The organism is Streptomyces sp. NPDC058683 (assembly GCF_042716195.1).
In the GTDB taxonomy this organism is placed as follows: Bacteria; Actinomycetota; Actinomycetes; order Streptomycetales; family Streptomycetaceae; genus Streptomyces.
Map to the genome: position 1 here is coordinate 144,822 of NZ_JBHXSK010000005.1, position 17,625 is coordinate 162,446.

A 17,625-nucleotide genomic window follows, 5' to 3' on the forward strand; every position below is an offset into this window, starting at 1 on the left:
CCGAGGGCGCACCCAGCTGACAAGGACGAACCGTGGGAAAGTACACGCGAAGCTTTCATCAACTCGGCGCGGCGGACAGGCCGTCGGTCGGCGGCAAGTGCGCGAGCCTCGGCGAGCTGGTCCGGGCCGGACTGCCGGTCCCGGACGGGTTCGCCGTGACGGTCGACGCGTACGAGGAGTTCCGGGACGCCTCCGATCTGCGCGAGCGGCTCAAGGGCCTGGTCCGCGGAGCCGACCCCGACAGTGCGCGGTCCCTCCAGGCCGCACATGAGCGGGCCACCGCGCTGATCCTGGAGCGGGACCTGCCGGCCGCCGTCGAGGAGGACATCCGCGCGGCCTATCTGGAGCTCTCCCGGGAGACCGCCCGTCGTCGCGGCACGGGCGATCCGGACCGCATCCCGGTCGCCGTCCGCTCCTCCTCCGTCGACGAGGACGGCGACGCCGCCAGCTTCGCCGGTCAGCAGGAGACCTACCTGTGGGTGGTGGGAGTGGACGCCGTGCTCGCCAAGGTGCGCGAGTGCTGGGCGAGCCTGTACACGCCCCAGGCGATCGCCTACCGCTGCGGCATGTCGGACACCGACGGCAACGAGGCCTCCAGGATCTCGGTCGCGGTGCAGCTCATGGCCAACGCGGACGTCGCAGGGGTCACCTTCACGGTCAGCCCGCGCACCGGCGACCGCTCGGTCATCGCCGTCAACGCCAGCTGGGGGCTCGGGCAGGCGGTGGTCTCGGGCGAAGTGACGCCCGACGAGTACTGGCTGACCAAGGTCGGCCCCGCGGTCACCGAGAGCCGCATCGTCACCAAGCTCCGCGAGTACGTGCCCGCCCCGGACGGGACCGGCGTGATCCTGCGCGAGGTGGCGGCGCCCCGTCGTCGTGTCGCCTGCCTCAGCGAGAGCGACCTGCTGCACCTGGCGGAAATCGCACTGCGCGTGGAGCGGCACTACGGCTGTCCGCAGGACATCGAGTGGGCGCTGGAACGCGACGCCGACGGCACCTGCCGGGTCATGGTGCTCCAGTCCCGGCCGGAGACTAACTGGCGCAGGCGGAAGCGGGAGAAGGGCCGCGCCACGACCAAGGCCACGACCGACCTGCTCGGCTTCGTCGCCTCCGCGGCGAAGGGAGGAACCCGATGAGCACCGACGCCTCTCCGAGCTGGCAGGACATCCTGGACCTCGTGGCCCAACTGGATGAGGGCGGCTACGAGTTCGCCGACGTCGAGTTCGGCGACGTAAGGGTACGGATGTCCCGCTCGGCGGAACTCCCGCCGGACCAGCGGCCCGCACTGCCACCCCAGGTGGCTGAGAGCGCGCCCCCGACTCCCGCCGCCGAGGGCACGCCCGTCCCCGCCCCGATGATCGGCGTCTTCTACCGCTCGCCGTCCCCCGGCGCACCCCCCTTCGTGGAGCCCGGCACGACGGTCGAACCGGACACCACCGTCGGGATCATCGAGGTGATGAAGCTGATGAACCCGGTCGCCGCCGGGGTCGCCGGCACGCTCACCGACTTCCTGGTCAAGGACGGCGAGCAGGTCGAGTTCGGCCAGCCGCTCGCCGTCGTCACCGAGGCGGGTACGTCATGAGCGACGACCGGGCCCCCGTGGTCCTCGTGGCCAACCGGGGAGAGATCGCGACGCGGATCATCGCCGCCGCCCGGCGCATCGGGGGCGTCCCGGTGCTGGCCGCCAGCACCGCCGACACCGACTCCCGCGCCGCACGGCTGGCCGATCGCGTGATCGTCATCGGCCCGGCGCAGGCCGGACTGTCCTACCTGCGGCCGGAGTACGTCGCCCAGGCCGCCGTTCACGCGGGCGCGGACGTCGTCCACCCCGGCTACGGATTCCTGAGCGAACAGCCCGAACTGGCCGAACTGCTCGCGGCCGAGAACATCGCCTTCGCAGGGCCGCGACCCGAGACGCTCCGCGCGGTCGGGGACAAGAGCAGCGCCCGGAAGGTGGCCGTGGCGGCAGGTGTCCCGGTGGCCCCTGCCGTCGAGGTGGACGACCCGCACGCGGTGGTCCCGCTCGCCGCGTCCATCGGCTATCCGCTGCTCATCAAGGCCGTCCACGGCGGCGGCGGGCGCGGCATCCGCCTGGTGACCGACGACCGTGAACTCGCCCGGCTGGCCCCGCAGGCCGCGGCCGAGGCACAGGCGGCCTTCGGCGACGGCGCGCTCTACCTGGAGCGCTACTACCCGGCGGCCCGCCACGTCGAGGTGCAGGTTTTCGGAGACGGCGAGGGCGGTGCACAGATCTTCGGGGACCGCGACTGCTCGGTGCAGCGCAGACACCAGAAGCTCATCGAGGAATGCCCCGCGCCAGGGATCTCGGAGGCGAGGCGCGCGGTGTTGCACGACTCCTCCCGGGCACTGGTACGGGCCCTGCGCTACCGGGGCGCCGGAACCGTCGAGTTCCTCGTGGACACCGAGTCCGAGGACGTGGTCTTCCTGGAGATGAACGCCCGAATCCAGGTCGAGCACCCCGTGACCGAGGAGGCGTACGGCATCGACCTGGTGGCGGCACAGCTGCGCCAAGCCCTCGGCCGGGACCCGGAGTTGCCCGACGTCCCGCCGGTCCCACCGGCCACCGCGATCGAACTGCGCATCAACGCCGAGGACCCGGACGACGGCTTCCGGCCCAACCCCGGAGTGATCGACCGCGTGCGGTGGCCCGCCGGGCCGGGGATCCGCGTGGACACCCATGTCGAGGACGGCTACGCCTTCCCGCCCTACTACGACAGCCTGATGGCCAAGGTGATCGTCCGCGCCCACAGCCGCCCCGCCGCACTGGCGGCCGCGCGCGCCGCGGCGCGATCGGTGGTGCTGGACGGCGTGCGGACCACCCTGCCGCTGCATCAATTCGTGCTCTCCCACCCGGACTTCGTCCACGGCCGGGTGAGCACGTCGTGGTTCGGGCCGGTCTGGGAACAGCGGCAGAAGCGACGCAAGGAGGCCGTCCGATGACCACGCTCGCCCGTGAGTCGGCCACGCCGAGGACCGGCCGACGGCAGAAGACGATCCGCCTGGTCGACACCAGTCTGCGGGACGGCAACCAGAGCCTGTGGGGAGCCACCGGGCTGACCACGGGCATGGTCGAGGCCGTCGGCCCGCTGCTGGACCGGGTGGGGTACGAGGCGATCGACTTCACCAGCTCGACCCACCTCGCCATGGGCGTGAAGTTCCACCGGGAGAACCCCTGGGAGCGCGTCTCCCGCATGCGCGCCGTCATGCCCGACACCCCGCTGTCGGCCATCACCACGGGCATGCGCTTCATGTCCTGGGAGAAGGCCTCGGAGACGGTGATGCGCATGGCGCTGCGGCTGCTGGCCCGCCACGGACTGCGCCGGCTGCAGATCGCCGAGCCGATGAACGACGTCGACTCCCTGCTCCGGGTGGCCCGTTGGGCCAAGGAGGAGGGCATCGAGCGGGTCGTGGCGGCGGTGACGTTCACCGAGAGCCCGGTCCACACCGACGAGAGCTACGCCCGCAACGTCCGCGCGTATCACGCCAGTGCGTATGTCGACTCCGTCTACGTCAAGGACCCCGGCGGCCTGCTCACCGTGGAACGCACCCGGCAGCTGATCCCCGACATCCGCCGCGCCGCCGGTGACAAGTCCCTTGAGCTGCACAGCCATTGCACCACCGGCGCCGCCTCGCACCTCTACCTGGTGGCCGCCGAACTGGGCGTGGACGTACTGCACACCGGGCTCGGCCCCCTGGCCAACGGCACCGCCCAGCCCAGCCTGGAGAACCTGCTGGGCAACCTCGACGCCCTCGGCATCCCGGTGCACGCGGACCGCGAGGCGGCCTCCGCCGCCGCCGAGATCCTCCACACCATCGCCGACTCCCAGGGGCTGGCGGCCGGGGAGCCCACCGAGTACGACCTGAGCCCGCATGTGCACCAGGTCCCCGGCGGGATGATGTCCACCCTCAGACGCCAACTCGGCGAACTGCGCATGCTGGACCGGCTGCCCGCCGTCATCGAGGAGGTGGGGCGGGTCCGCGCGGAGCTCGGCCATCCGATCATGGTCACGCCGTTCAGCCAGTTCGTGGGCAGCCAGGCGCTGATGAACGTGCTGGCCACCGGCTCCGGCCAGGACCGCTACAGCCGTGTCCCCGACGAGGTGGTGCGCTTCGTCCTCGGCCACTTCGGCACTCCGCAGGGAGAGATCGCGACGGAGGTCGCTGAGAGGGTTGCCGCTCTGCCCCGTGCCCAAGAACTGGCCGTGCCCCCGGCCGAGCGGTCCCTGGCCGAGCTGCGCGAGGAGTACGGCGGCCGGGCCGGTCGTGAACTGCCCGAGGAGGAGCTGCTGTTGCGCCTGGTCCTTCCGCAGGACCAGGTGGACGCCGTGCTCGCCGCCGGACCGGCCCCGCGCTGGTCCCCGGTCGGCGTCGGCCGAGCCACCGCCCCGGTGACCGGCGTCGCGGACTTCGTCCGGGCCGCTCACCGGCTCCCGCGCTGGAAGTACCTCGCGGTGACCCGCGGCACGGAGCGGGTGGAGCTGCGCCGTACCGGGACCGGAGGCGACCGGTGAGCACGGTGGATGCGTTGTGCCAGGAGGAGCGGCGGGCGGAGCTGCTCGCCAGGCTCGCCGAGGTGCGCGGCGTGATGTTCGACATCGACGGCTGCCTGGTGCTCTCCGACGGTCCCAGCGGCCACGGAGGACGAGCGCTGAGCGGCGCCCGTGAGGCCATGGACCTGGTGCGGGCCACCGGACGGAGCCTGGCCGTGTTCACCAACGGCTCCATGCAGACCACCGGCCGGATAGCCGAGACCCTGCGCTCGCTCGGCCTGGACGTGCGGGACGAGGAGGTGCTCACCCCCGCCGTGGTCGCGGCGGAGACGATGCGGACCCGGCACCCCGGGCAGCCCGTCCTGGTCTTCGGCGGCCCCGGCATGCAAGGGGAGTTCCGGCGGTGCGGGATCCCCATGGTGGACCTGGACCGGGCCATCGCCGGGGAACCGACGGACGCCGCCGCCGTGGTCATCGGCTGGGACACCGGGTTCGGCCGGGACAAACTCCAGGTGGCCGCCGAGGCCGTGCTGGCCGGGGCCGCGATCTACTGCACCTCCGACGCTCCCTCCTTCGCTTCCGAACACCGCCTGAACGTGGGCGTGTCCGGCTTCATCGCCAGCGGGCTCAGCCATGTCACCGGGCGCCCCTACCGCGTCCTCGGGAAACCGTCGCGAGAGGCCCTGGACCTGCTGGCCGGGCGGCTGCGGGTGAGGCCGGAGCAGATGCTCATCATCGGCGACGACCTCGACCTGGAGTGCGCGATGGCCCGGTCGGCCGGCGCTCTGGGATGCCTGGTCACCACCGGTACGAGTTCCGCCGCCGACGCCGCGGCGGCCCCGCCGGACCGACGTCCGGACTTCGTGGCGGACTGCCTGACCGAGGTAGTGGAGCTGCTCGCGCTCGCGTCGCGGCAGGGCCGGGGACGGACACACGGCACAGGAGAGGAAGGCGACGATGTCGGCCAACGGCAACACAGTTGATGACGGGACGTCGGACGGTCGACAGGTCACCTGGCAACCCACTGCGGAGCAACGGGAGTTGACCCGCCTGTGGGACTTCATGTCCTGGGTGGCCGAACGCCGCGACCTCCGGTTGACGGACTACCGCGAGGTCTGGCGGTGGTCGGTCCGGGAACCGGCCGAGTTCTGGGACGCGGTGCGGGAGTACTTCGGCGTACTGGGCGAGGGCTTCCAGGGGCCCGCGCTGGCGGAGGAACGCATGCCCGGAGCGGTCTGGTACCCGCACGCCCGGCTGAACTTCGCCGAGAACGTCCTGCGCCACGCGCGCGATCCGCGGCTCGCGGACACCACGGCGGTGCTGACCGTCGACGAGGACGACGCGGTCTCCGAGCTCACCTGGTGTCAACTCGCGGCCCAGGTCGCGTCGTTGGCGGCACACCTCAAGCGCCTGGGCGTCGAACCGGGGGACCGGGTGGCGGCCGTCCTGCCCAACCTGCCCGAGGCCGTCGTCGGGCTGCTGGCCGCGGCGAGCGTCGGGGCGGTATGGACGATCAACTCACCCGACCTGTCCGCCCCGGCCACCCTGGACCGCCTGCGTCAACTCGAACCGAAGATCCTGATCGGCGTGGACGGTTACCGGTTCAACGGCAGGGAGTTCCCCCGGCTGGACCACCTGGCCGAGGTCGAGGCCGGGCTGCCGCGCCTGCAACACACCCTTCTCGTACGGCACTTGGAGCCGGAGTCCGCGGAGTCCGACCGGTTGGACTTCGCCGCCCTGGTGGCGGACGACGTCGAACCCACCTTTGTCCGGGTACCCTTCGACCACTCGCTCTGGGTCCTCTTCTCCTCCGGCACCACCGGCGCGCCCAAAGGCATCGTCCACGGACACGGCGGCATGACCCTGGAGGCCCTCAAGGGGACCGGCCTGAACCAGGACATGGGTCCGGGCGACCGCTACTACGTCGCCGCCAACACCTCCTGGATGGTCTGGAACACCCTGGTCAACAACCTCATGTCCGGGGCCTCCGTGGTCACTTACGCCGGGTCGCCCACCCTCCGGCGCAAGGACCGGCAGTTCGAGATCATCGCGCTGACCGGCGCCACCATGTTCGCCACCGGCGCCGCCTATCTGTCCCTGGTGGAGAAGGCGGCGCTGGAGCCCGGCAAGGAGTGGGACCTGTCCCGGCTCCGCTCCGTCCTCTCCACCGGTTCGCCGCTGCCGGACTCGACCTGGCGCTGGGTGCACGACCACGTCAAGCACGACGTGCACCTCGGCTCCGACACGGGCGGCACCGACATCTGCAGCGGGTTCATCGGCTCGAACCCGCTGGAACCGGTGCACCTGGGCCGACTCCAGGGACCGCTGCTCGGTGTGGCGGTCGAGGCCTGGTCGGAGGCGGGGGAGCGGGTCGTCGGCGAGCTGGGGGAGATGGTCGTCACCCGCCCCATGCCCTCAATGCCGTTGTTCTTCTGGGGAGACGAGGACGGCGCGCGGTACCGCGGCTCGTACTTCGAGAAGTTCCCCGGCGCCTGGACCCAGGGCGACTGGATCACGGAGACGTCCGAGGGCGAGTTCGTCGTGCACGGACGGTCGGACGCCACGCTCAACCGGCAGGGGGTCCGCCTCGGCAGCGGCGACATCTACGCCGCGCTGCAGCACGTGCCCGAGGTCCGCGACGCCCTGGTGATCGGAGTGGAGCGGCCGGGCGGCGGCTACTGGATGCCGCTCTTCGTGGTCCTCGACGACAGCGTCCGGCTCACCGACGAACTCGCAGCGAGGATCAACGCGACGATCCGTGCGCGCACTTCGCACCGGCATGTCCCGGACGAGATCATCGCCGCGCCCGCCGTGCCGGTCACCCACGCGCAGAAGAAGACCGAGGTTCCGGTCAAGAAGCTCTTCGTCGGACATGACCCGGACTCCGCCGTCAACCGCGGTTCCCTGGCCAATCCCGAAGTGATCGACTGGTACGTCGAACAGGCGCGACGGTTCCGTCAGGAGCGCGTCGGATGACCTCGCGCGAGGACGTGGCACGACGTGCCGAAGTCTCTCCCTCGGTCGTCAGCTACGTACTCAACAAGGGCCCGCGCCCCGTGGCGCCGGCCACCCGGGAACGCGTCCTCGCGGCGGTGCGCGAGCTCGGCTACCGTCCCAAGAGCGCGGCCCGCGCCCGGCGCCTGAGCCACACCATGACGCTCGGCCTGGTCATCCCGGACCTGGCCAACCCGTACTTCGCAGAGCTGGCCATCTCGCTGGAGGACCACGCCTGGGCAGCGGGATACACCCTGCTGGTGGGCAACTCGGCGGGCGGCGCGGAGCATGAGGCCAGATACATCCAGACCTTCCTGGACCGCCAGGTCGACGGGCTGCTGCTGACCCCGGCCCACCGAAGCCAGCCGTGGCACGCACGCCTCGCCCGCACCGGGGTACCCAGTGTGGCCGTCGACCGCGAGGTCAGGGCAGCGTCGATCTCCCACGTACTGGTGGACAACGTACGCGGCGCCCACCAGGCCACCGAACATCTGCTCCGCCACGGACGCCGCCGGATCGGCTGCATCGCCGGGCAGTTGGGCCTGCGACCCACCATGGACCGGGTGGCCGGCTGGCGCACCGCGCTGGAGGCGGCCGGGCTCAGGGCGGGCACGGGCTCGGGAGGCCGCACCGGCTGGCAGGCCCGGCCGGCCGCGGCCCCGCTGCTGCACGGCTCCTACGGACGCCTGGAGGGATACCGCGCCGCACTCGCTCTCCTGACTCATGACCGATTGGTGGATGGGTTGTTCGTCACCTCCGACGAGCAGGCCGCCGGGGTACTGCGCGCCGCGCACGAGCTGGGCATCCGGATCCCGGACGACCTCGCGGTGGTCTCCTTCGACGGCACCACGGGCGGCGCGTACAGCGCCCCGACCCTGTCGACGATGCGCCAGCCCGTCGAACAGCTCGCCCGTACCGCGATGGTGCGGCTCACCGGCCTGATGCGGGACCCGGACCTGCCGCCCGGCCGCGACGTGCTGCCCGCGGAACTGCTCGCTCGCGGATCCTGCGGCTGCCCAGCCCCAGAAGGCGCTCCACCGTCACCCCCCTGAAGAACCCGCCGCGGCCGAAGATTCCCCAACAGCTTGAGAGCAGGCCCCGTTGACCCCGTTGACAACTACAGTCCCGCCGCATGACCCAGGACACACCCCACCCCCAGTCCTCCGACTCCACCCCCCACCCGCACGGTCCGTCGAGGCGCAGGGTGCTGCTGGCAGGCGGCGCGGGCCTCGCGGTGGCCGGCCTCGCGGCAGCCGCCACCGCGCCCTCGGCTTCGGCGGCGGCATCGGCGGCGGCGTCGGCGGCGGCGGCCGAGACCACCGCGCCGGCCTGCTACCCGCTCGCTCCCGAGGCCATCGAGGGCCCGTACTTCCTCGACTACGACCTGTTCCGGCGCGACCTGACGGAAGACCGCACCGGCATCCCCTTCACCCTCCGGCTCACGTTCATCGACGTGGTCACCTGCAAGCCGCTGCGAGGTGCCGCCATCGACATCTGGAGCTGCGACGCGACGGGCGTCTACTCCGGCTACACCGAGATCGGCAACGACACGCCACCGCCGGCCGGCGGCACCCACGTACCTCCCACCGACGACCTCACGTACCTGCGGGGCTCACAGATCACCAATGGTCGTGGCAAGGTCGAGTTCCGCACCCTCTTCCCGGGTTGGTACATCGGCCGCACCGTCCACGTCCACGTCAAGGTGCACGTCGGCGGCGAGCTGACGCCGGACGGCTACGAGAGCGGCGAGGTCTGCCACACCGGCCAGCTGTACTTCACCGAAGACGCGGTACTCGCCAGCGCCGACGTCGCCCCGTACAACACCAACACGCTCACGCGCACGACTCTCGACGAGGACCGCTTCTACGGCGGAGGCGGCGCCGTGGACGGCCTGCTCGATCTGTCGTACCGCGCGGGGGCGATCGAGGACGGGGTCCGCGGCAGCCTGGTCGTAGGAGTCGACCCGAGCGCGACACCGGCAACGCCGGCTTCGTAGGCGATCGCAGTCCGACCGACGACGGCCCTGGACCACCGCCGGTCCGGGGCCGTCCGGGCCAGGGTCCTGGAGGCGCTGGTGCGGCGCCGCTCGCGCAGATGCGCTGGTGAACGCTTATTTCGATACTCATCAAGATTTGACGACCATCGAACTTTGGGGCAGGGTGAACGTCGGCACCGGGCAGGTTCGGTGCACTTCCCCCATTCCCGCCCCTAGGACGGATGCGCCATGGCAAGACTCGTACAGTTCGACCGGCTCGGCGGCCCCGAGGTCCTGACCCTCCGCGACGTCGAAGTGGGCGCCCCCGGCGCGGGGGAAGTCCGGATCCGCGTCGACGCGATCGGCCTGAACCGGGCCGAGATCATGTTCCGCGAGGGCAGTTACTTCGACCAGCCGCGCTTCCCCTCCACACTCGGCTACGAGGCCGCGGGCGTGGTCGAGGCGGTCGGCGAGGGCGTGGACGGTTTCGCCGAGGGCGACCCGGTCGCGGTGGTGCCGGCGTTTCTGCAGAGCGAGTACGGCACCTACGGCGACCACGTCGTCGTTCCGGCCTCGGCCGTGGTGCCTCGCGCCGCGGACGTCGAGCCCGTCCGGGCGGCGGCCGTCTGGATGGCCTACATCACCGCCTACGGCCCTCTTGCCGAGAGCGGCCGGGTGCGTCCCGGGGACCACGTCCTGATCACGGCGGCCTCCAGCAGCGTCGGCCTGGCCGCCATCCAGGTCGCCCGCCACGTCGGCGCGATCCCCATCGCCACCACGCGTGGCGCGAGCAAGAAGCAGCGTCTCCTGGACGCCGGTGCGGCCCACGTGATCGTCACCGACGACGAGGACCTGCCCGCCCGGATCAAGGAGATCACCGACGGCGAGGGCGTCCGCCTGGCCTTCGACCCGATCGCCGGCCCCGGCGTCGAGACCATCGCCCGGGGCATCGCCCCAGGCGGATTCCTGGTGGTCTACGGCGCCCTCGACCAGCGCCCCACCCCGCTGCCCAACGCGCAGTCCTACCCGGCGCTGAACAGCAGCACGTACACGCTCTTCGAGATCACCGGCGACCCCGAGCGCCTGCGCCGCGCGGTGGCCTTCGTCAACGCCGGCCTCGCCTCGGGGTCCTTCACCCCCGTCGTCGACGGTACCTTCGACCTCGCGGACATTGCCGAGGCCCACCGCTACATGGCAGCCAACGCCCATGTCGGCAAGATCGTCGTCACCGTCACCCACGACGACGCGACGGCGTGAACCGGACCGTCCGTCAGAAGGGCGCCCGAACGCAGCTGTCCGCCACCGGGCGGGCATGCTCGTCGGCCCCCTCGGACGGGCGGTCGCCGAACCAGTCGCGCAGCATGCGTGCGACTCCGTCCCGGAGGCGTGGTACGTGACCGATCCCGCCGTCACGGCAGCGCAGTCGTCAGCGTTCACCCTGCTGCTCCACGACGTGCGCCGTGTGGCGGGCGTCGATCTCGCCGTGGGTGCGCTCATGGCCGCCGACGCCGACCACTTCGTCATCGACCGGCTCGTGGGTGTGACCACCGAGGGCCTGCGCGACCTGCGTATCTCCGTCGGCGCGGGGCTGGGCGGCAAGGCGACGCTCCTGTCGAGACCGGTACAGGTCCAGGACTACTGCAGCGCGAGCGGAATCACCCACGACTACGACGCCGCCGTACGCCGGGAACGGATCCGCGCCTCCTTCGCCGTCCCGATCCGGGTGCCCCGGGGCCCTCGGGGCGTGCTCTGGGGCGCTCTGCGCCATGAGTGCGTCTTCGGCGACCGGGTCATCGGCGATGTCATGGCGGTCGTACGTGCCCTGGAGCGGGACCTGGCCGAGGACCTGGCCCTGAGCCGCCGCCTGGAAAGCCTGCGGGCGGCGGCCGGAGGGACGGTCACAGAGGGCGGCCGTGCGGCCGGGGAGCCGATGACGAGCGCGGCCGAGCGTCGTCGGCTCGTCGGCATCTGCTCGGAACTCGCACACATCGCGTCCTCGATTCCGGACGGACCCCAGCGGCAGCAACTCGACTCCCTCGTCCGGCGCTTGATCGACGAGGCCATGGACGGCGTGCCGGCCGGTCCGTCCGTGGCCGCGGTGCCGGGCGGTCGACGGGCGGCCCGCGCGGGCCTGACCGTCCGCGAACGGGAGATCCTCGCCGAGGTCGCGCTCGGCGCGACGAACCGGGAGATCGCCGCGAAGCTCGGTATCGGCGCCGAGACCGTGAAGTCGAGCCTCACCTCCAGCATGCGCAAGCTCGGCGTCCCCAACCGTGCGGCTCTGGTGGCCGTCGCCCTCGGCCAGGAACTTCTGCGCTGACCCCCCGTTCGGGGGGTGCACGCACGCGACGCGTTGCCGTCGTACCGGTCGACTCTCATGCTGATCAGCACCCCCACTCATCCGCTGTCGGCCCTGTCCTGACCAGCACCACGAGAGACGCGATCCACCATGCGCAACGACCTCGAAGGCTCCGCAACCACCGGCACCGCACCCCCAGCACCAGGACGAGGCACGACGGACCGCACGCGGTCGCGTGGCGCCCTCGTCGGCCGCATCGCTCGCGGCGCGCTCCTGGTGGCGGTCCTGGTCCTGGTCCTGTTCCTCCTGCTCGGTCAGCTCCTGGCGGTGCTGCCGGTCAGCTGGTGGTCACCGTTCCTGCACGTCCTGCCGATCGAGATCCCGCTGCTCGTCGTCGGCATAGCCAGGGACGTGCTCGGCTCCTGGAGCCTCCTGCCGGCGGCCCTGGCCCTGGCCGCAGGCGTGTTCTCACTGCGCCGCCGCGGCCGGCGACGACTGCCCCTCGCCCTCTCCGCGATCAGCGCAACAGCGCTGCTGCTGGCCCTGGCCACCACCACCGTGCAGGTCGTCTCGGTGCACGGCGCCACCGGCCAGTGGTTCCTGTTCTCGCCGGCCACCCCCGCCAGTGCGGTCGGCCGGGGCCCCGACAAGACCGTCACCTACGCCACCCTCGGCGGCGAGCGGATGAAGGCGGATCTGTACCTGCCCGAGGCCGCATCGGCGACGGCGGTCCCGCTGGTCGTCAGCATCCACGGCGGCGGCTTCATCAGCGGCAGCCGCGGCCCCACCGTCTACACGAGCTGGCTGGCCGACCACGGCTACGCCGTCCTCGACGTCGACTACCGGCTGGCCACCGCCACCCAGCACACCTGGAACACCGCGGACGCCGACGTCGGCTGCGCCCTGACCTGGGCCACCGCGCACGCCGCCGAGTACGGCTGGGACATGGACCGGGTCGCCACCTTCGGCGGGTCCGCGGGCGGCAACCTGGCCGTCAACGTCGCCTACAAGGCCAACGCGGGCACGCTCGAGCCCAGTTGCGGAGCCGCCGGCCAACTGCCCCAGGTCAAGGCCGCGATCGCCGCCTACCCCGTGGTCGACCTCTCGACCTCCGTGGGGGAGAGCGCGTACGGCGCGGAGTCCGGCGACTGGTACGTCGGCGGCGACCCCGCCCGGTACCCGGAGCGCTACAAGGCCGTCGACTCCGCGAACCAGATCAGCAAGGACGCCCCGCCGACCCTGATCCTCCAGGGCTCCCGCGACCACCTCGTCTTCGCCGACCACACCAAGGCCTTCGCCGACAAGCTGACGACGGCAGGCATCACCCACCGGTACGTCGAACTCCCCTTCCTGGACCACGCCTACGACAGTGTCTCCGCCGGCATCGGCACCAAGGCCACACGGGCACTGACGCTGCCGTGGCTCCAGGAGTACATCGGAGGCTGACGAACTCCTGCTCTCCCGGGCCACGGATCGCAGCGACCGCGCCCGGCACCGCAGTCCGAGGAGTCCCGCCCGGACGGCGTCCGGTGGTGTCGGTCGCGGTCTTGATCAAGGTGACCGTCGTTGGTTCACTTGCTGGTTGTGGAGAGCATGCTGGCAGCGCTGGTAGCGGTGGCGGGCACATTGCTCGGTGTCGTCGTGACGAACAGGCAGCAGAACAGGCGTGCCGACCGGAGCGAGAGGACCGCCGTGGCCGAGCGGCTCCGGCAGGAAAGGATCACCGCCTACGCCGAGTTCGCCCGCATGGTGATGGAGTTCAGGTCGTCCCAGTACCAGCGCTGGCGCCTTCGGCAGACCGAATACGACAGCCCCTCCTACGAAGAGGCCCGGTACGAGTCCCAGCAGCGCAGGGCGCAGGCCTGGTACGCGCTCTACCGTGTCCGCCTGGTGGCGGGCGAACGCGAACTGGTGGAACTCGGCCAGACGGCGATGACCCTCGCCACGCGCATCGACGAGGCGAGTGACCTCGAAGAGCTCAGAAACATCGGCTCCATGACCCGGATCGCGGTGGAGGAGTTCATCGACGCGGCCTCCCCCCAGGTCTCCTGAACCATGCGGGCGGGTGAATCGCCTCCCTTCCGCCGCGCCGAAGCAACCGCGCCGATAGCCTGGAACAACCCCGTTGTGCGGGTGAAGGGTCACGGCACGGAAGGGCTGCGGATGGGCGGCGGTGCGGAGCACGAGGACGAGCCCGAACCGGAGACCGGCGATGTCAGGTTCGGCGACGAGGGCGAGGTGGAGCTGTTCGACGGAACCCGGTGGACCGTCTACAGCCGCCTGCCCGGCGACGACGCCGGAAGTGCCATGCGGGAGGACCCGGAGACCGATCCCGTGACGCCACCGCCCGGCAGTGACTGAGGCATCCGGTGCACCGCCCGAAGCGGCACGGAGCGATGTGCTGCGGCGGGTACGGGACCCCGATGCCCGCCGCACACTGGAGGCGTGGCTGGTCAAGACCGGGACCGTGCTGTCCTACGCGGGCTGGGAGGACGCCGGGAACTCCGGCGCCCAGGTCTTCGCGGTCTACGCCCAACGCCGTCACGAAGGGCGGGACACCGACGCCCGCAAGCTCGTCGTCAAGGTGCTGCCACCCCGCCGCGCCCAATCGGTCCGCGAACCCCAACGGCACGCACGTGCCGAGGAGTTGTCGACGCCCTACTTCGTCGAGCGGCGCCTCGCACGCCAGTTGCCCGACTATCCGCCCCAGCCTCTCGCCGACAACGGCTGGATCATGTTCCAGGAGATCGCCGGCGGCAGCCTGACGGACTACCGGTCGCTGTCCGCGCTGATGGAGTCCGAGACCTTGGGCGGCCCCGCGATCGCCGCGCTCTGCGGGCAGGTCGTCGAGTCCGTCCTGAACGAGTGGAACACGCCAGGGACCCTGCGCTTTCACCAGGGAACCGTCTCGGACGTCCTCACGGGACTGCTCGGTCCCCGTATCCAGGAGGGCGGAACGCTTCACACCTGGGCGCGTCACGACCCCGGCCTGCTGGAGAATCCGCGCCGGTTCCTCTCACTGCCGAGTGAGACCCGGGCCTTCCCCAATCCCTTCGCCCTGGTGACCGGCCCCCGGATGGCCGGCGACGAAACCCTGTCGCTGCTGGCGGGCCTGGGACACGGCGATCTGCACCCGGGCAACGTGGTCTGCCGCCGGCGGTCCGAACGGGCCGCGGACGCCCACCGGTTCATCGATCTGTCGAGGTTCGGCGAAGACGCGCCCCTGGTGTGCGACCCCGCCCACTTCGTTCTCTCCATCGTGGCCTCGCAGCTGGCCAAGGAGCGGGCCCCCGAGGTCCGCACCGACCTCGCCCGGTATCTCATCGACCCCGACGGGTATCCGGGGGAGCAGGTCCGCGTCGGCCTGCGCGAAGTGATCCGGTCGATCCACGAGGCGGAGAAGCGCTGGGTCGAGAACAACGGCCGCGGGCTGTACGCGGAATGGAAGAGCCACCGGCTGCTGGCCCACCTCGCCTGCGCCCTGGTCTTCACCGGGCGCGACCGGCTCCGCCCCGAGGACAGACTGTGGTTCTTCGAACTGGCCGCACGCGCCGCCGCGGCGTACCTCGGACGCCACGACGAGCGAGCCACCGAGTGGCCGGCCGGGTCCACCGCCTCCCGGGAGACCCGGCACATCGATGTGAAGCCCGGCCCCCCTGCGGTGTTCTGGCGGACCGAACGGCCCACCGCCCCGCTCGGGTACCACGTGCCCCGCGAGCGGGACCTGAGCGAGGTCGGCCGACTCCTCGCCCAGGGGGAACAGCCGGTGATCATCACCGGACCGCCCGGCACCGGCAAGTCGCAGCTGGCCCTCGCATACCTGGACCGGCACGGCGGCGCGTACGACTTCGTCGCCTGGCTGCCGGCCCAGCGCGAGGAACTGCTGTCCCAGGTCTTCTCCGACCTGGCACGGCTCTGCGGCGTCGAGGCCGAAGCCGCCTCCGGACCCGACGCCGTCGTGGCCGCCCTGGGCCGCATGGGCAGCTGGCTCGTCGTCTTCGACGACGCCGACCAGCCCTCGGCGGTCCGTCGCCACCTCCCGCACCCCGGATCGCGCTTCACCGTACTGATCACGTCCCGCAACCCGCTCTGGTCCCAGCTCGGGCCCCAGCACCCGCTCGGTGACTTCGACCGCACCCAGTCCACCCTTCTGCTCACCCGCAGGGCCCGGCAACTCTCCGCGGACGACGCCGACCGTGTCGCCGACGCGCTGGGCGACCTGCCGCTCGCCGTGGACCAGGCCGCGCAGCAGCTGGAGGGGTCACCGATGGGCGCGGACCGCTACATCGCGCTCATCGAGAAACACGCCACGGACACGCTGGCCCGCGGGCTCGACGAGGACGTCTACCCCGCCTCCCTGGCCGCCGTCGTGCGGATCGCCGTCGACCGGCTCGAGGAACGGGAACCCTGTTCGGCTCATCTCGTCCGGCTGACGGCCTGTTTCGCGACCGCTCCGCTGCCCTTCGCGCTCCTCGACGAGACCGCCGCGCTGCCCCCCGTACTGCGCGCCGCGGTCGCGCAGTCGCCCGGGCGACTGTCCGACCTGGTGAAAGCCGCGTCCCAGGTCGGCCTGGTGCAGGTCGAACGCGGTGACCTCCACATGCACCAGCTGTTCCGCAGGCTCGTCCGTGAGGAATGGGCGCCCGAGGTGGACATGGACCGTTCGTGGGCGCGGAAGATCCTGTCGGCGACCGATCCCGGCGATCCCCGGGACCCCGGCACCTGGCACACGTACGGAGTGCTCCTGCCGCACGTCCTCGAACTCGACCTCCCCACCGCCACGGAACCCGCGTGCCACCGGATGTTCCTGCGGATGGTCCACTTCCTGACCGTCAGCGGCGACGCCCGGACCGCCCGGGAACTCGTGCTGGCCGCGACCGAACACTGGCGCGCCGAGTACGGGGACGACGCGGACATCACGGTCTCCGCCACGGAGCACCTGGCCCGCGCCCAGGTACAACTCGGCGACCACCGGGCGGCGGTGGAGCTGGACCGGCGTGTCCTGGAGCATCGCACCCGCCGGTCGGGAGCCCGGGACGCCGAGACCCTCACCGCCGAGCACAACCTCGCGGCGGACCTGATCACCCTCGCCGCCCACACCAGCGGGCTGTACGGCGACGAGGGCGCCCACGCCCTGCGGCTCCAGCGAGACGTGGTGGACCGCCGTACCGAGCTTCTCGGCGCGGACCACCGGGACACCCTGCTCTCGCTGTACAACCTGGCCCTCGCCCTGCGGGGCGCGGGCCGGACCGCCGAGGCCCGGGACACCCACCGCGGCGCCTACACGGGACTGGCGCGGATCCTCGGCAACGACCACCCGGAAACCCTTCGGGCGGCCCACGGTTACGCCGCCGGACTCAGGGACACCGGTGCGCTCGCGGAAGGCAGGAGCCTGCACGAGGACACCTACCGGCGGCGCAGGGCGGTCCTGGGCCCCCACCACCCCGATGTGCTGCAGTCCGCCTACAGCTGCGCCCGGGCCCTCGGCGCCCACGGGGACCACGCGGCGGCGGTCGTCCTGCTGCGGGACGCCCGCGGCCGGGCCCTGACCGTCCTGGGGCACGACCATCCGGACACCCTGCGCTACGCCCACTGGCTGGCGGTGAGTCTGCGCCGGACGGGCGAAGGGGAGGAGGCCGCCCGGCTGATCGAGGACACGTACCGGCGACGGCTACGCCTGCTGGGCGAGTCGCACCTCGACACCCTGCGCACGGCGTCCGTCCACGCCGCGGAACTGCGGTACGCCGGTGACATCGACGCGGCCCGCGAGCTGGAGCGGGCGACCCGGAGCCGGCTGGCGCTGCTGGTCGCCGGTACCGCCTGAACCGGGCGGGGCCGGCCGCACT

At 71.8% G+C, this 17,625-nt stretch carries 14 protein-coding genes; all 14 read left to right on the forward strand.

Going from position 1 to position 17,625, the window contains the following annotated elements:
- The first annotated feature begins 32 nt into the window (after positions 1-32).
- The 14 genes from ACFWXC_RS07430 to fxsT all read left to right on the forward strand — a co-directional run bounded on the left by ACFWXC_RS07430 (position 33) and on the right by fxsT (position 17,603).
- On the forward strand, positions 33-1,136 hold the full coding sequence (locus ACFWXC_RS07430) for a PEP/pyruvate-binding domain-containing protein (RefSeq protein ID WP_384474506.1): 1,104 nt from the start codon (positions 33-35) through the stop codon (positions 1,134-1,136).
- The gene (locus tag ACFWXC_RS07435) at positions 1,133-1,582 is read left to right on the forward strand and encodes an acetyl-CoA carboxylase biotin carboxyl carrier protein (protein WP_384474509.1); all 450 of its coding nucleotides are present in this window, start codon (positions 1,133-1,135) and stop codon (positions 1,580-1,582) included. The genes ACFWXC_RS07430 and ACFWXC_RS07435 overlap by 4 nt, the downstream gene beginning before the upstream one ends.
- Positions 1,579-2,961, forward strand: coding sequence for a biotin carboxylase N-terminal domain-containing protein (locus ACFWXC_RS07440; protein WP_384474512.1), 1,383 nt, complete (start codon positions 1,579-1,581; stop codon positions 2,959-2,961). Before ACFWXC_RS07435 ends, ACFWXC_RS07440 begins: the two co-directional genes overlap by 4 nt.
- Positions 2,958-4,532: a biotin carboxyl carrier protein gene (locus tag ACFWXC_RS07445; RefSeq protein WP_384474515.1), complete on the forward strand. Its 1,575-nt coding sequence runs from the start codon at positions 2,958-2,960 to the stop codon at positions 4,530-4,532. Before ACFWXC_RS07440 ends, ACFWXC_RS07445 begins: the two co-directional genes overlap by 4 nt.
- Entirely contained in the window at positions 4,529-5,494 is a 966-nt protein-coding gene (locus ACFWXC_RS07450) for an HAD-IIA family hydrolase (RefSeq protein ID WP_384474517.1), read from the forward strand. The genes ACFWXC_RS07445 and ACFWXC_RS07450 overlap by 4 nt, the downstream gene beginning before the upstream one ends.
- Positions 5,469-7,487 carry an acetoacetate--CoA ligase gene (locus ACFWXC_RS07455; protein ID WP_384474520.1) on the forward strand — a complete coding sequence of 673 codons (2,019 nt, stop codon included), beginning with the start codon at positions 5,469-5,471 and terminating at the stop codon, positions 7,485-7,487. The genes ACFWXC_RS07450 and ACFWXC_RS07455 overlap by 26 nt, the downstream gene beginning before the upstream one ends.
- Complete coding sequence (locus ACFWXC_RS07460; protein ID WP_384474523.1) at positions 7,484-8,557, forward strand: LacI family DNA-binding transcriptional regulator; 1,074 nt, start codon at positions 7,484-7,486, stop codon at positions 8,555-8,557. Before ACFWXC_RS07455 ends, ACFWXC_RS07460 begins: the two co-directional genes overlap by 4 nt.
- An 80-nt stretch (positions 8,558-8,637) precedes the next feature.
- A complete protein-coding gene (locus ACFWXC_RS07465; protein WP_384474526.1) occupies positions 8,638-9,501 on the forward strand; it encodes a dioxygenase in 864 nt (287 codons plus the stop codon).
- Positions 9,502-9,729: 228 nt separating this feature from the next.
- Positions 9,730-10,737: a zinc-dependent alcohol dehydrogenase family protein gene (locus ACFWXC_RS07470; protein ID WP_384474528.1), complete on the forward strand. Its 1,008-nt coding sequence runs from the start codon at positions 9,730-9,732 to the stop codon at positions 10,735-10,737.
- A gap of 136 nt (positions 10,738-10,873) precedes the next feature.
- Positions 10,874-11,800 carry a LuxR C-terminal-related transcriptional regulator gene (locus tag ACFWXC_RS07475; protein ID WP_384474531.1) on the forward strand — a complete coding sequence of 309 codons (927 nt, stop codon included), beginning with the start codon at positions 10,874-10,876 and terminating at the stop codon, positions 11,798-11,800.
- A gap of 129 nt (positions 11,801-11,929) precedes the next feature.
- The gene (locus ACFWXC_RS07480) at positions 11,930-13,225 is read left to right on the forward strand and encodes an alpha/beta hydrolase fold domain-containing protein (protein WP_384474534.1); all 1,296 of its coding nucleotides are present in this window, start codon (positions 11,930-11,932) and stop codon (positions 13,223-13,225) included.
- A gap of 147 nt (positions 13,226-13,372) precedes the next feature.
- Complete coding sequence (locus ACFWXC_RS07485) at positions 13,373-13,831, forward strand: hypothetical protein (RefSeq protein WP_384474537.1); 459 nt, start codon at positions 13,373-13,375, stop codon at positions 13,829-13,831.
- A gap of 75 nt (positions 13,832-13,906) precedes the next feature.
- Positions 13,907-14,140, forward strand: a complete 234-nt coding sequence (locus tag ACFWXC_RS07490) for a hypothetical protein (protein ID WP_384474540.1) — start codon at positions 13,907-13,909, stop codon at positions 14,138-14,140.
- A complete protein-coding gene (gene fxsT, locus ACFWXC_RS07495; RefSeq protein WP_384474543.1) occupies positions 14,133-17,603 on the forward strand; it encodes an FxSxx-COOH system tetratricopeptide repeat protein in 3,471 nt (1,156 codons plus the stop codon). The genes ACFWXC_RS07490 and fxsT overlap by 8 nt, the downstream gene beginning before the upstream one ends.
- Positions 17,604-17,625 lie beyond the last annotated feature (22 nt).